Origin of the sequence: Amycolatopsis sp. cmx-4-54, from assembly GCF_046548895.1 — a bacterium.
Lineage (GTDB): Bacteria > Actinomycetota > Actinomycetes > Mycobacteriales > Pseudonocardiaceae > Amycolatopsis.
Genome location: NZ_JAEBEJ010000006.1, coordinates 235,582 through 249,833, shown reverse-complemented (window position 1 = coordinate 249,833; position 14,252 = coordinate 235,582). Strand labels below are relative to the sequence as shown.

General features: G+C 68.0%; 14 protein-coding genes. All 14 read right to left on the bottom strand.

Going from position 1 to position 14,252, the window contains the following annotated elements:
* Position 1: 1 nt before the first annotated feature.
* Positions 2-301: an NADH-quinone oxidoreductase subunit NuoK gene (nuoK, locus tag ACLJQ7_RS21750; RefSeq protein WP_005151882.1), complete on the bottom strand. Its 300-nt coding sequence runs from the start codon at positions 299-301 to the stop codon at positions 2-4.
* Entirely contained in the window at positions 298-1,146 is an 849-nt protein-coding gene (locus tag ACLJQ7_RS21745) for an NADH-quinone oxidoreductase subunit J (protein ID WP_219146223.1), read from the bottom strand. Before ACLJQ7_RS21745 ends, nuoK begins: the two co-directional genes overlap by 4 nt.
* Entirely contained in the window at positions 1,143-1,682 is a 540-nt protein-coding gene (gene nuoI / locus ACLJQ7_RS21740; RefSeq protein ID WP_400935880.1) for an NADH-quinone oxidoreductase subunit NuoI, read from the bottom strand. Before nuoI ends, ACLJQ7_RS21745 begins: the two co-directional genes overlap by 4 nt.
* On the bottom strand, positions 1,669-3,006 hold the full coding sequence (nuoH, locus tag ACLJQ7_RS21735) for an NADH-quinone oxidoreductase subunit NuoH (RefSeq protein WP_410650031.1): 1,338 nt from the start codon (positions 3,004-3,006) through the stop codon (positions 1,669-1,671). The genes nuoI and nuoH overlap by 14 nt, the downstream gene beginning before the upstream one ends.
* On the bottom strand, positions 3,003-5,489 hold the full coding sequence (locus ACLJQ7_RS21730; RefSeq protein ID WP_410650030.1) for an NADH-quinone oxidoreductase subunit G: 2,487 nt from the start codon (positions 5,487-5,489) through the stop codon (positions 3,003-3,005). Before ACLJQ7_RS21730 ends, nuoH begins: the two co-directional genes overlap by 4 nt.
* Positions 5,486-6,766, bottom strand: coding sequence for an NADH-quinone oxidoreductase subunit NuoF (gene nuoF / locus ACLJQ7_RS21725; protein ID WP_410650029.1), 1,281 nt, complete (start codon positions 6,764-6,766; stop codon positions 5,486-5,488). Before nuoF ends, ACLJQ7_RS21730 begins: the two co-directional genes overlap by 4 nt.
* Positions 6,766-7,650, bottom strand: coding sequence for an NADH-quinone oxidoreductase subunit NuoE (nuoE, locus tag ACLJQ7_RS21720; protein ID WP_410650028.1), 885 nt, complete (start codon positions 7,648-7,650; stop codon positions 6,766-6,768). Before nuoE ends, nuoF begins: the two co-directional genes overlap by 1 nt.
* Entirely contained in the window at positions 7,650-9,047 is a 1,398-nt protein-coding gene (locus ACLJQ7_RS21715) for an NADH-quinone oxidoreductase subunit D (RefSeq protein WP_410650027.1), read from the bottom strand. Before ACLJQ7_RS21715 ends, nuoE begins: the two co-directional genes overlap by 1 nt.
* 31 nt (positions 9,048-9,078) lie before the next feature.
* Complete coding sequence (locus ACLJQ7_RS21710; protein WP_410650026.1) at positions 9,079-9,846, bottom strand: NADH-quinone oxidoreductase subunit C; 768 nt, start codon at positions 9,844-9,846, stop codon at positions 9,079-9,081.
* Positions 9,847-9,851: 5 nt separating this feature from the next.
* Positions 9,852-10,400 carry a NuoB/complex I 20 kDa subunit family protein gene (locus tag ACLJQ7_RS21705; RefSeq protein WP_005151847.1) on the bottom strand — a complete coding sequence of 183 codons (549 nt, stop codon included), beginning with the start codon at positions 10,398-10,400 and terminating at the stop codon, positions 9,852-9,854.
* A 6-nt stretch (positions 10,401-10,406) separates the two neighbouring features.
* Entirely contained in the window at positions 10,407-10,823 is a 417-nt protein-coding gene (locus ACLJQ7_RS21700) for an NADH-quinone oxidoreductase subunit A (protein WP_410650291.1), read from the bottom strand.
* 589 nt (positions 10,824-11,412) lie between these two features.
* Positions 11,413-12,699, bottom strand: coding sequence for a geranylgeranyl reductase family protein (locus tag ACLJQ7_RS21695; protein WP_037332937.1), 1,287 nt, complete (start codon positions 12,697-12,699; stop codon positions 11,413-11,415).
* Positions 12,696-13,400, bottom strand: a complete 705-nt coding sequence (locus ACLJQ7_RS21690; protein ID WP_410650025.1) for a demethylmenaquinone methyltransferase — start codon at positions 13,398-13,400, stop codon at positions 12,696-12,698. The genes ACLJQ7_RS21695 and ACLJQ7_RS21690 overlap by 4 nt, the downstream gene beginning before the upstream one ends.
* A 69-nt stretch (positions 13,401-13,469) precedes the next feature.
* Complete coding sequence (locus ACLJQ7_RS21685; RefSeq protein ID WP_410650024.1) at positions 13,470-14,240, bottom strand: AfsR/SARP family transcriptional regulator; 771 nt, start codon at positions 14,238-14,240, stop codon at positions 13,470-13,472.
* Positions 14,241-14,252 lie beyond the last annotated feature (12 nt).

Here is a 14,252-nt window from a genome sequence, read left to right as displayed (position 1 = left end):
CCTAGTACTTCAGCAGGTTGGTGTCGTCGACCGAGGCCGAGCGCCGGGTGCGGAAGATCGCCATGATGATCGCGAGCCCCACCACGACCTCCGCGGCGGCGACGACCATCACGAAGAACGCCATCACCTGGCCGTCCAGCGACCCGTTGATCCGGGCGAACGTGACCAGGGACAGGTTCGCCGCGTTCAGCATCAGCTCGATGCACATGAACACGACGATCGCGTTGCGGCGCACCAGCACCCCGACCGCGCCGATGGCGAACAGCAGCGCGGACAGGAGCAGGTAGTACGTCGGGGTCATTCCTCGTCCCCTTCTTTCTTACCTACGAGCGCGTGCGGGCCCACAGCGTCGTCGGACGTTCCGGCGACCTGTTTGCGCTCGGTTTCCAGCTGCGCGGCCGAAGTCGACTCGATGATCTCCGAGAGCGACTCCCTGGCGATCGAGCCGTCGGGCAGCAGCGCCGGGGTGGCGACCGAGTTGGCCGTGGCGAAGACACCCGGACCGGGCAGCGGCGAAGGCCGGTCGTGCTTGCCGGTGAACCGGTCGACGACGAGTTCCTTCTGGTTCTTCTTGCCGCCCTTGGCGTGCCGGTCGGTGAACGCGAGCACCATCGCGCCGAGCGCGGCGGTGATCAGCAGCGCCGAGGTGAGCTCGAACGGGAACAGGTACTTCGTGAAGATCAGCCGTCCCAGCCCGCCGGGGCCACCGCCGTCGACGTTCGCCGGGTCGACCGGCAGGGCCGGGGTCACGTTGGCCATCGCGCGGGCGAGACCCGCGGCGAGCAGCCCGCCGACGCCGATGCCGAGCAGGGTCGCCATGACCCGCTGCCCGCGCAGCACTTCGACGACCGAGTCGGAACTCTCCCGGCCGACCAGCATCAGCACGAACAGGAACAGCATCATGATCGCGCCGGTGTAGACGATGATCTGCGTGAAGCCGAGGAACGGCGCCTGCTGGATCATGTACAGCGCGCCGAGGCACAGCATCGTGAGGACCAGCCACAGCGCCGAGTGCACGGCGTTGCGGGAGAAGATCATGCCGAGCCCGCCGAGCAGCGCGAGCGGGCCGAGCACCCAGAACGCGATGGTCTCGCCGGTGGTGATCCCGGCCGAAACGTCCGTCTGGGCGAGGAAAGCCGTGATCACTGGACCGGCTCCTTCGGCTCAGCGGGCTTCCGTGCGAGTTCCGGGCCGTTGACGTAGTAGTCCTGCTCGTTCTCGCCCAGCCGCATCGGATGCGGGGGCTGCTCCATACCGGGCAGGAGCGGCGCGAGGAGGTCTTCCTTGGTGTAGATCAACCGCTGCCGGTCGTCGTCGGCCAGCTCGTAGAAGTTGATCATCGTCAGGGACCGGGTGGGGCAGGCCTCGACGCACAACCCGCAGCCGATGCAGCGCAGGTAGTTGATCTGGTAGTCGGCGCCGTACCGCTCACCGGGCGAGTAACGCGCCTCTTCGGTGTTGTCGCCGCCTTCGACGAAGATCGCGTCCGCCGGGCAGGCCCACGCGCACAGTTCGCAGCCGACGCATTTCTCCAGCCCGTCCGGATGCCGGTTGAGCTGATGCCTGCCGTGGTAGCGCGGAGCGGCGGGGGCGCCTGCCTCCGGGTACTCCTCGGTGGCGACCTTCTTGAACATCATCCCGAAGGTGACACCGAAACCCTTGATGGGATCAAACATCCCCATCGCCGGCCTCCCTTCCACTGGAAACCGCCGCGGGCTTGCGTTTGGCAGCCCGGGCTTCGGCCTTCGCGAGGGCCTTCTGACGCGGGGTCTTGTCCGGAACCTGCAGGTCGAGCGGTGGCACCGGGAACCCGCCACCGGTCACCGGGACGTAGTCGTCGTCCGGGACCTTCTTGTCCGGCAGCAGCAGGCTCAGGATGACGACGACGAGGATGAGCGCGCCGCCGCCGATGAGGATCTGCGGAGTGGACAGGCCACCCGAGTTCTTGATCGCGCGGACCGTGACGATCACGACGATCCAGACCAGGTTGACCGGCACCAGGACCTTCCAGCCCAGCCGCATGAACTGGTCGTACCGCAACCGCGGCAGCGTGCCGCGCAGCCAGATGAAGCCGAACAGCAGGATGAACAGCTTGGCGGAGAACCAGATCAGCGGGAGCCAGCCCTGGTTCAGCGCGTGGTCGGCGCCGACGAACGGGAACTTCCAGCCACCGAGGAACAACGTCGTCGCGAACGCCGAAACGATCACCATGTTGACGTACTCGGCGAGGAAGAACATCGCGAACTTCATCGAGCTGTACTCGGTGTGGAAACCGCCGACCAGCTCGGATTCGGCCTCGGGGAGGTCGAACGGCGCGCGGTTCGTCTCACCGACCATGGAGATCAGGTAGATCACGAAGCTCGGCAGCAGCAGGTAGAAGTACCAGCCGGTCTGCTGCGATTCGACGATCTGCGAGGTCGACATCGAACCCGCGTAGAGGATGACGCCCACGATGGACAGACCCATCGCGATCTCGTAGGAGATCACCTGGGCCGCGCTTCGCAGGCCACCGAGCAGCGGATACGGCGAGCCGGACGACCAGCCGGCCAGCACGAGGCCGTACACGCCGATCGAGGAGCAGGCCAGGATCACCAGCACGCCGACCGGCAGGTCGACCAGCTGGAGCGTGGTGCGCTCACCGAAGATCGAGACCACCGGGCCGAACGGGATCGCGGCCAGCGCGATCAGCGCCGGCACCGCGGAGATCACCGGCGCGAGGAAGTACACCTTGCGATCGGCCGTGTCCGGGATGATCTGTTCCTTGAACGGCAGCTTGATCGCGTCCGCGAGGGACTGCAGGTAGCCGCCGGGCCCGACCCGGTTCGGGCCGGGACGGTTCTGCATCCGGCCGACCGCTTTCCGCTCCCAGACGATCAGGAAGATCGTCAGGATCGGGCCGATCAGCAGGATGACGACCGTCTTGATCAGGATCAGCCACAACGGGTCATCGGCCAGCAGCGCCGCCCGCTCGGCGGCGTCCGGCATCTGGCTGAGCAACGGAGTCACTTCTCACCTCCGGTGAGGGTGACGGCCGAACCGTGGCCCGCGCCGAGGGAGGCGCGGACGGCCGAGCCGTCGGAGTTGCCCGGGAGCCATACGACGCCGTCCGGCAGGTCCGCGACCTCGATCGGCAACGTGATGGAACCGCGTTCGGTGGAGACCTTCACGGTCTTGCCCAAGCCTTCGGCGGTCTTCGCCGAGAGCTTGGCGACGACCTCTCGCTGCGTGCCCTTGAGATGCGGCTCGCCGTCCTGCAAGGAACCGTTGTCGATCAGCTGGCGCCAGGTGGCGAGGAGAGCCTTTCCGTTCCCCGCCTCCGGACGTGCGATGAAAGCGTCCTTCATTGCGAAATCTGCAATGAAAGCGTCCTTCATCTCACGGTTGGGTAGCTTCGCGAGATCGGCGGCAGCAGCGGCCGGGGTCTGCGTGAAGATGTCCGCGTCCATCTCGACGGCGAGGGTGTCCAGCACCCGGCAGTCCGGCAGGGCGCCGGTGCCTTCGAGGGTGACGGCGAACTCGCGGCGGCGGCCTTCCCAGTTCAGGTAGCTGCCCGCCTTCTCGACCGCCGGGGCGATCGGGAGGACGACGTTCGCGTGCTCGGTGACCGCGCTGTGCCGCAGTTCCAGGCTGACCACGAACTTCGCGTTCACGAGTGCCCGCAACGCCAGGCCCGGATCCGGCAGGTCGTCCGGGTCGACGCCGCCGACCAGCAGGCCGTCGAGGCCGTTCTCGGCGGCCGCCTTGAGGATGGCGGTGGTGTCGCGGCCTTCCGTGGCGGGAAGCGTGACGCCCCAAGCCTTTTCGATCTCGGCGCGAGCCGCGGCGTCGGTGACCGGGCGGCCACCGGGCAACAGTGTCGGCGCCGCGCCCGCCGCCAGGGCACCGCGTTCACCCGCGCGACGCGGGATCCACGCGAGCCGGGCGCCGGTGCGCTCCACCAGCCGGTGCAGCGCGGCGAACAGACCGGGGACCTCGGCGGCACGCTCACCGACGAGTACCACCGAGCCGTCACCTGACAAGTGTTCGTCCAGATCGCGTGCGTGCTGCGCGATGCCGTCGATCGCGGCGGCCTCGGCACCCGGCGCGCAGGCCAGCAGCTCGCCGAAGGTCTTGCGGACCGACGAGGTGGTCCACTGTCCCAAGTGGACGACGCGGGTGCGGTTCTTGCGGGCCGCCTTGCGCAGCCGCAGGAACACGATCGGCGCCTCGTCCTCTGGCTCGAACGCGACGCACAGCACCGTGCGGGCCCGCTCGATCTCGCGGAAGGTGACGCCGCTTTCCGGCGTCGTCCCGACCACGTGCGACGCGAGGAAGCCCAGCTCCTCGGCCGAGTGCGGACGGGCCCGGAAGTCGATGTCGTTGGTGCCCAAGGCGATCCGCGCGAACTTCGAGTACGCGTAGGCGTCCTCGACGGTCAGGCGGCCACCGGTCAGCACCGCGGCACCCTTGCCGTCCCTCGCCTGGGCGAGCCCGGCCGCCGCCGCGCGCAGCGCGTCGGTCCAGGAAGCCTCTTCCAGCACGCCTTCGGCGTTGCGGATCAGCGGACGGCGGATGCGGTCGTCGGCGGTGGCGTAGCGGAAGGCGAACCGGCCCTTGTCGCAGATCCACTCTTCGTTGACCTCGGGGTCGTCACCCGCGAGCTTCCGCATGACCTTGCCGCGGCGGAAGTCGGTCCGCTCGGCGCAGCCGGACGAGCAGTGCTCGCAGACGCTCGGCGCGGACACCAGGTCGAACGGCCGCGAACGGAACCGGTACGCGGCCGACGTCAGCGCGCCGACCGGGCAGATCTGGATGACGTTGCCGGAGAAGTACGACTGGAACGGCTGGCCCGACGTGGTGCGGGACGCCAGGTCCAGCACGTCGGCCGTCTCGGCGGTGCCGATCTGCTGGTGGGCGCCGCGTTCGAGCAGCTCGATGAACGGGTCGCCGGCGATCTCGCGGGAGAACCGGGTGCAGCGCTGGCAGAGCACGCAGCGTTCGCGGTCCAGCAGGACCTGAGAGGAGATCGGCAGCGGCTTCGGGAACGTCCGCTTCGTGTCGACGAAGCGGGACTCCGCGCGGCCGTGCGCGAGCGCCTGGTTCTGCAGCGGGCATTCGCCGCCCTTGTCGCAGACCGGGCAGTCCAGCGGGTGGTTGATGAGCAGCAGCTCCATCACACCCTGCTGGGCCTTGTCCGCGACGGCCGAGGTCAGCTGGGTCTTCACGACCATGCCGTCGGCGACCGTCATGGTGCATGAAGCCTGCGGCTTCGGCATCGGGCGGCCGCCCATTTCGACCTCGACCAGGCACTGGCGGCAGGCGCCGGCCGGGTCGAGCAGCGGGTGGTCGCAGAAGCGCGGGATGACCGTGCCGAGCCGTTCGGCGGTGCGGATCAGCAGCTCGCCCTTGGGCGCGATGACCTCTTCACCGTCGATGACCAGCTTGACGTGGCCTTCGGGGACCGGAGTGTCCTCTGTGGACGTTCCCGGCTTGTCGGGTGCGATCGTCATGCCTGCGCCCCCACCAATTCGCGCTTGTTGGTTTCACACAACGCGAGGAACTCCTCGCGGAAGTACTTGATCCCGCTCTGGATCGGCGAGACCGCGCCGTCGCCGAGGGCGCAGAACGAGCGGCCGAGGATGTTGTCGCAGACGTCGAGCAGGGTGTCGATGTCCTCCTCGGTGCCGTGGCCCTCGACCATGCGCTCCAGGATCTGCGCCAGCCAGTACGTGCCCTCACGGCACGGCGTGCACTTGCCGCAGGACTCGTGCTCGTAGAACTGCGTCCACTTCATCACGGCCCACGGCACGGAAACGGTCGTGTTGAAGACCTGCACGGCCGTCGTGCCCAGCATCGACCCGGCTTCCGCCGCGCCCTCGAAGTCCAGCGGAACATCGAGGTGTTCGGCGGTGAACATCGGTGTGGACGAACCACCCGGCGTCCAGAACTTCAGCGGGATGCCGTCCTTCATGCCGCCCGCCATGTCCAGCAGCTCGCGCAGCGTGGTGCCGAGCGGGCATTCGTACTGGCCGGGCTTCTCGACGTGGCCGGAGATCGAGTAGATCTTCGGACCGGGCGACTTCTCGCGGCCCATCTGGCGGAACCAGTCCGAGCCGCCGTTGATGATGTACGGCGCGCTCGCGATGGTCTCGACGTTGTTCACCGTGGTCGGCGCGGCGTAGAGACCCGCGGCGGCCGGGAACGGCGGCTTGAGCCGCGGCTGGCCGCGACGGCCTTCCAGCGAGTCGAGCAGCGCCGTCTCCTCGCCACAGATGTACGCCCCGGCGCCCGCGTGCACGGTGATGTCGAGGTCGAATCCGGAGTCGAGGATGTTCTTGCCGAGGTAGCCCGCTTCGTACGCCTCGCGCACGGCCGCGTTGAGGCGGCGGATGCAGTGCAGCGCCTCGCCGCGGACGTAGATGAAGCAGTGGTGCGATCGCATCGCGTACGAGGCGATGATGCAGCCCTCGATCAGCGAGTGCGGGTCCGCCATCATCAGCGGGATGTCCTTGCAGGTACCCGGCTCGCCCTCGTCGGCGTTGATGACGAGGTAGTGCGGCTTGTCCTCATTGGGGGGCATGAAGGACCACTTGATGCCCGCCGGGAAGCCGGCGCCACCACGGCCGCGCAGGCCGGAGTCCTTGACCAGCTGGACGATCTGCTCGGGAGTGGCCTTGAGCGCCTTGCGGATCGCGGTGTAGCCCTCGAGGGCTTCGTAGGACTGGATCGTCCAGGAGTTGGGCGAAAGCCAGCGCTTCGTGAGGACCGGAGTGATGGGATCGGCCATTACTTCGTCTCCCCTGTTTTTGAAGGCACAGCAGGCAGTGGGACGTCCTTCATCGCGGGCGCGGTCCAGCCGCGGTCCTGCGCGACCTGCGCTCCCCGCAAGGTTTCGACGGCCTGCGAAGGACCGTCGACGTCCGTGCGGTACTGCTGCGCGTCCTCCGGGAAGAACCCGGCGAGCTGCAGTTCGGCGCCCTTGAAGTTCGTCAGCGGCGCGCCGCGCGTCGGAGCGGGCTTCTTGCCCGCCTGCAACGCGTCGACCAGCGCGACGGCCTTGTCCTCGGTCTGGTTGTCGAAGTACTCGTAGTTGACCTGGATGACCGGGGCGAGGTCACAGGCCGCGAGACATTCGGCGTGCTCCAGCGTGATCGAGCCGGGCTCGTTCGGCGTGCCCGCGGTCTCGTTGTGCCCCAACGGCTTCTCTTCGGAACCGAGATGTGTCTGGAGCTTCTTGTAGATCGCGTCGCCGCCCATGGCCGCGCAGAGGGTATTCGTACACACACTGACCAAATGCTCGCCGCACGGACGGCGCTTGTACATGGTGTAGAACGTCGCGACCGCGCTGACCTCGGCGTCGGACAGGTCCAGGTTCTGCGCGCAGAAGGCGATGCCCTCCTGGCTCACGTAACCCTGCACCGACTGCACCAGGTGCAGCATCGGCAGCAGCGCCGACCGCGACTGCGGGTACCGCGAGATCAGGTTCGCGGCCTTGGCGTAGGTGTCGGCGTCGAAGATGTCTTCGAGCTTCGCGTTCTCCAGGATCCCTTCCGCCTCGGCGGGGTCCGGCGCGATCGCGATCACGTCGACGTCACCACCGGCGGCGATATGGGTCTGCTCGGCCAGGCTGGTGCCGGGCTCGGGCGTCGGTGTCGTTCCGGGCTGGGTCATCAGCGGTCCACTCCCCCCATGACGGGGTCGATCGAGGCGATGGCGGCGATCACGTCCGCCACCAGGCCGCCTTCGGCCATCGCGGGCATCGACTGCAGGTTCACGAAACTCGGTTCGCGCACGTGGACCCGCAGCGGCCTGGTGCCGCCGTCGGAGACCAGGTGCACGCCGAGTTCACCGCGCGGCGATTCCACCGACGTGTAGGTCTGGCCCGGCGGGACCTTGAAGCCCTCGGTGACCAGCTTGAAGTGATGGATCAGCGATTCCATCGACTGGCCCATGATCTTGCGGACGTGCTCGAGCGAGTTGCCCATGCCGTCGCTGCCGATCGAGAGCTGCGCCGGCCAGGCGACCTTCTTGTCCTCGACCATGACCGGGCCCGGCTCGAGCTTCTTCAGGCACTGCTTGATGATCCGCAGGCTCTGGTGCATCTCCTCGACGCGCAGCAGGTAGCGCGCCCAGCAGTCCGCCTCGGTCGAGGTCGGGATGTCGAACTCGAACTCGTCGTAGCGGGAGTACGGCTCGGTCTTGCGCATGTCCCACGGGAGACCGGCGCTGCGCAGCACCGGGCCGGTGACGCCGAGCGCGAGGCACGCGTCGACCGGCAGGTACCCGACACCCTTGAGCCGGTTGCGCCAGATCGGCTGACCGGTGAAGAGCTTGTCGTACAAGGGAAGCCGCTCGTCCATCGTCTTGACGAACGCGCTGACCACCTCTTGGTAGTCGGCGGGCATGTCCTGCGCGAGACCACCGGGGCGGATGAACGCGTGGTTCATCCGGAGACCGGTGAGGTGCTCCAGCAGGTGCAGGACCTCTTCGCGCTCACGGAAGCCGAGCGTCATCGCCGTGGTGGCACCGAGTTCCATACCGCCGGTGGCGATGTAGACCAGGTGCGAACCGATGCGGTTGATCTCCAGCAGCATCACGCGCAGCAGCTCGGCGCGGCGCGGGGCCTGGATGCCGAGCAGCTTCTCGACCCCGAGGCAGTACGCGAGTTCGGTGGAGAGCGGCGCGAGGTAGTCCATGCGCGTCACGAAGGTGACGCCCTGGGTCCACGTGCGGTACTCGCAGTTCTTCTCGATGCCGGTGTGCAGGTAGCCGATGACCGACCGGAGCTGGGTGACGGTCTCGCCCTCCATCTCCAGCACGAGCCGGAGCACGCCGTGTGTCGACGGGTGCTGCGGGCCCATGTTGATGACCATGCGCTCGTCGTGGCGGGAGTCCTCGATGAGGTCTTCCCAGTCACCGCCGGAAACGGTGTAGACGCGGCCTTCGGTGGTGTCGCGGGAGTCGGCTTCGGGGACGCTGTCGCTGCCCTCGGGAGAAGTGTCCGTGCCGGTCGTGACGTCGGCGAGGTGTTCGGTGCTCACGAGTACGACCTCCGCTGGTGACGACATGGCCGGGATATCCGTGTCCGCAGGAAGTTGCTCACGAGTACGACCTCCGCTGGTCCGGCGGCGGGATCTCCGCGCCCTTGTATTCGACCGGGATCCCGCCGAGCGGGTAGTCCTTGCGCTGGGGGTGGCCGTCCCAGTCGTCCGGCATGAGAATGCGGGTCAGCGCCGGGTGACCGTCGTAGACGATGCCGAACATGTCCCAGGTTTCCCGCTCCTGCCAGTCGGCCGTCGGGTAGACCCCGACCAGCGACGGGACGTGCGGGTCTTCGATATCGAGCGTGACCTCGAGCCGGATGCGGCGGCGGTAGGTCATCGACGTGAAGTGGTAGACCGAGTGCAGCCGCTGCGGGACGTCGACGCCGTAGTCCACGCCGGAGACGGAGCTGAGCAGCTCGAAACGGAGACCGGTGTCGTCGCGCAGGACCTTGGCGATCTCGACCAGGTGCTCGCGGGCGACGTAGAAGGTGATCTCGCCGCGGTCGACCGTGGTCTGCAGGATCGCGTTCGCCGGGATCTTGTTGTCCGCCAAGGCCGCGTAGAACTCGTCGGCGAACTCGTCGAACCAGCCGCCGTACGGGCGCTCCGCCGGGGGCGGGTTGTACGCCGGGAGGCGGACGCCGCCGTAACCGGAGGTGTCACCGGTGCCGCGCACGCCGAACATGCCCTGGCGCTCTTTACCGGTGACGACCGGCTCGGCCGGGCGCGTGCCCTGCGGTTCGAGGCCGCCTTCGGGCCGGTCGGCGCTGGACTGCTCGCCGCCGATTTCCGGTGTCTCTTCGGGGGTGTTGTCTTCGGGCACGTCGCTCACTTCTTCGCGTACTTGATCGAGGAGGCGATCAGCTCGGTGCGCTCACCGCTGGCGGCGCGGATCGCGGCCCGGCGGGCGTTGATCGGCTCGTCCTGGATCTTGGCGTGCAGCTTCAGGATCGCGTCGAGCAGCATCTCGGGGCGCGGCGGGCAGCCGGGGAGGTACATGTCGACCGGGACGATGTGGTCGACGCCCTGCACCACGGCGTAGTTGTTGAACATCCCGCCGGACGAGGCGCAGACGCCCATCGCCAGCACCCACTTGGGCTCGGCCATCTGGTCGTAGATCTGGCGGAGCACCGGCGCCATCTTCTGCGTGACGCGGCCGGCGACGATCATCAGATCCGCCTGGCGCGGCGTCGCGCTGAAGCGCTCCATGCCGAAACGCGCGATGTCGTAGCGGGAACCGCCGACGGTCATCATCTCGATCGCGCAGCAGGCGAGACCGAAGGTGGCGGGCCACATCGAGTTCTTGCGCGCCCAGTTGACCAGACCTTCAAGGCTGGCGAGCAGGATGCCGTTGGGGAGTTTTTCTTCGAGGCCCATGCTTCTCTAGTTCCAATCCAGGCCGCCGCGACGCCACACGTAGGCGTACGCGAAACCGACCGTCGCGATGAACAGCACGATCTCCACCAGGCCGAACATGCCCAGCGCGTCCGCGGAGACCGCGAACGGGTAGAGGAAGACCATCTCGATGTCGAACAGGATGAACAGCATCGCGGTGATGTAGTACGCGACCGGCATCCGGCCGCCGCCGACGACCGGCTGCGGCGACGGTTCGATCCCGCATTCGTAGGCCGCGGTCTTCGCCCTGTTGGGGCGGCTCGGACCGACGAGCGGACCGAGCAGCACCGAGAGCACCGCGAAGCCGAGAGCGAGGACGAACAAGAGGACCAGGGGGAGGTACATGTCGAGATTGGGCACTGCCGGCACCGAAGGGGTGTCGGCCTGGGCCAGCACGGGCAACATCAGCACGGGGTTTTCGCCATCCTTTCCGCGCCGCTGCGGTTTTCGAGTCGGGGTTCACCGCTTCCCTCGGTCGGCACCCTAAGTCACCTGGGTCACACCGCCGGGGGTAAGGCAACCCTTACGGGCCGTGCATGACGGCCCCCTTGCTTGTGAAATAGTTCACAAGCCTCCCGTCGAGGATGTGAAGCGATTCACAAAGCATGGGGCGAGTGTAGGACGTGACTCACATTCTTGTCCCTAGGCCCCGTGCTATAAGGCTGCCCTAACTTGGCCGCACGGCCAGTACGGTTACTTCCGGCGTGCGGTACCGATGACCTGCGACGTCGTTCCCAAGATCGGCTTCAGGGGGCTGTTCGACCACCTTTGTCCTGTGACCGATACCACTGCCCGGAGTACCCGAGACTGGTCCAGACGTGTGGTCCGGCGCAGGTGGGAGCCGGGGTGGGTCAGGTATCCGGCCCCGGCGAGGGCGTTGCGCGTGAAGGCCCCCTTCCCTCGGCTGAGCCGAGGGAAGGGGGCCTTCACGCGAGTTACGAGGGTGTGGGGTCGCCCCCCTCACGCATTTAGTCCTCTAATTGCGGTCGGGGGGTCAGCGCGGGGAGGGGGTGGCGCGGGCCAGAGCGGCGATGAGGCGGTCGACGCCGTCCCCGCCCTTGGCGTCGTAGCAGCCCGAAAGTCCCTTGTACACCAACGGAAGGATCGAGTTGATCCGCAGCCCGTACTTCGTCGCGGCGTGCATGACCTTCGGCTTTCCGATCAGCTTCGCGAACACGTTGCCGAGCCGGTAGTAACCGCCCATCAGCTCCCCCACGGCGCGCGGGTAACCCTCCAGCGCCCGCTCGCGCGAAGGGCCTTCGCGGCGCGCCAGCGCCTGCACGACGAACTCCGACGCCAGCTGCGCGGACTCCATCGCGGCCGAGATACCCTCGCCGTTGAACGGGCTGACCATGCCACCCGCGTCACCGAGCAGCAGCAGGCCGTCGCGGTAGTGGGGGGTGCGGTTGAAGCCCATCGGGAGACCGGCGCCGCCGACCTTGCCGATGGCGTTCTCCTCGCGGTAGCCCCATTCCTCGGGCGTCCCGTCGAGCCACTGGCGCAGCAACGCGCGGTAGTCGGTGCTGCGGAACGCGGCCGACGTGGACAGCATGCCGAGACCGACGTTCACCGTGCCGTCGCCCAGCGGGAACGCCCACCCGTACCCGGGCAGCAGCTTGGGGTCGCGTGGGTCCGAGCGGTCCCACAGCTCAAGGTGGCCCTCGATGAACGGGTCGTCGTGGCGCGGGCTCTTGTAGTACTGCCGCACCGCGACGCCCATCGGGCGCTTCTCGTTCTTCTGGATGCCGACGCTCAGCGCGAGCCGCGCGGAGACGCCGTCGCAGGCCAGTACCAGCGGAGCGCGGTAGCTCACCGGCGTCTTCTCCGGGCCGACCTTCGCCTCGACGCCGATCACGCGGCCGGTCGGGCTGGTGATCGCGCCGGTGACGGTGGTGCGCTCGTAGAGCCGCGCGCCCGCCTTGACCGCGGTCTTCGCGAGCAGGTCGTCGAAGTCCTGACGGGTCCGCGAAACGCCGTACGGCGGGTAGCTGGTCAGGTCCGGCCAGTCCAGCTCCAGCGTGAGCTCGCCGGTGAGGATCCGCAGGCCGCGGCTGTGCACCCAGCCCGCGTCCTCGCTGGTGTCGATCCCCAGGTCGATGAGCTGCTTGACGCCACGCGGGGTCAGGCCGTCGCCGCATACCTTTTCGCGCGGGAACTCGGTCTTCTCCAGCAGCAGCACGTCGACGCCCGCTCGGGCGAGGTACGTGGCGGCGGTGGAGCCGGCCGGTCCGGCACCGACGACGATGACTTCGGCGTCGTGGTCAGCGTTGCGACGGGTCATGCCCAAGAATCTACAGAGGGCTTTTTGGCTCGGTGGATGGCGACGACGCCGAACGTGAGGTTCAGCCACTCCACCTCGGTCCACCCGGCGCTCGCGATGATCTCCCCGAGCGTCCGCTGGTCTGGCCACGCGAGCATGGATTCGGCCAGGTAGGAGTAGGCCTCGGGGTTCGACGAGGTACGGGCGCCGACCCAGGTGAGCAGCTTCGCGATGAACTTCCGGTGCAGGAACCGGATCGGGCCGAATGTGGGCGTCGACACCTCGCAGATCACCAGACGGCCGCCCGGTTTGACCACCCGCGCGATCTCGGTGAGCGCGGCCTTGGTGTCGACGAAGTTCCGCAGCGCGAGCGAGATGGTCACCGCGTCGAAGCTGTCGTCGGCGAACGGCAGCTTCATCGCGTCGGCGGCCACCATGGGGACGCCGCGATGCTTGCCCGCCTTGAGCATGCCGACCGAGAAGTCCGCCGCGAGACACCAGGCGCCGTTGCGCGCGTACTCGACGGTGGACACGCCGGTGCCCGCCGCGAGGTCCAGCACCTTCTCGCCGCGTTTGGCGTCCAGCACCCGGCCGGTGACGGTGCGCCAGCGGCGGTCGAAGCCGAAGGTCATGAACGAATTCGCGCGGTCGTAGCCGTCCGCGACGTCGTCGAACATGGCGGCGACTTCGTGCGGATCCTTGTCAAGACTCGCTCGGGACATACCTCGAACCCTAACCCCGAGGTCCTGAGACACGTCGGCCAAGCGGGAGCAAAGCGACGCGCCGTAGGTTCACCTGGCCCGGTGAAGCAACGCCGGGGCACGGTGCGCACCGGCCCCCGCGACCTCGCCGGCGAGGATCCTCCGCTCCAGCAACCGCAGTTCCGGCCCCGGTTCGAGGCCGAGCTGATCGACGGAGACCCGGCGCGCACGCCGGTACGCCGCCAGCGCGTCGGACGTGCGCCCGGCTCGCCAAAGAGCGTCCATCAGGAGGTACTGGGCACGCTGCCGCAACGGATTCCGCCGCACCAGATCGGCCAGCTCGACGGCCGCGCTCGCGTGCCGCCCGAGGTCCAATTCGGCCTGGTGGAGCTCTTCGAGCAGGACAAGCCGGTGCTCGGACAGGCGCATCGTCTCGTCCGAAAGCAGCGGGACGTCGAGGCCTTCGTAGGGCGCGCCGTGCCAGTGCGTGAGGGCCTGCCGGATCAGTGAGGCGCGCTGCGCGGGGTCGGTGGACTTGAGCGCCTGGCCCGCCAGCGTCTCGAAGGTCTCGACGTCGAGTTCGCCGGGATGGACCTCCAGCCGGTAGCCACCGTTGTCGAAACCGAGCCGGTCATCTTCGGGCAGGGCCTGCCGCAGCTTGTGGACGTGCCAGTGCAGCTTCGGCACCGCCCGCGGCTCCCACTTGCTCTCCCACAGCGCCTCGGTGAGCACGTTCACCGGTACGAAGGTGTTCGCGCGGACCAGCAGCACGCCAAGGAGCGTTCTCCTCATCCGGCCGTGCAGCGGGACCGACCGCGCTCCGGAAGAGATGCTGAACGTGCCCAGTACTTCGAACCTCACGTGCCGTCCTCT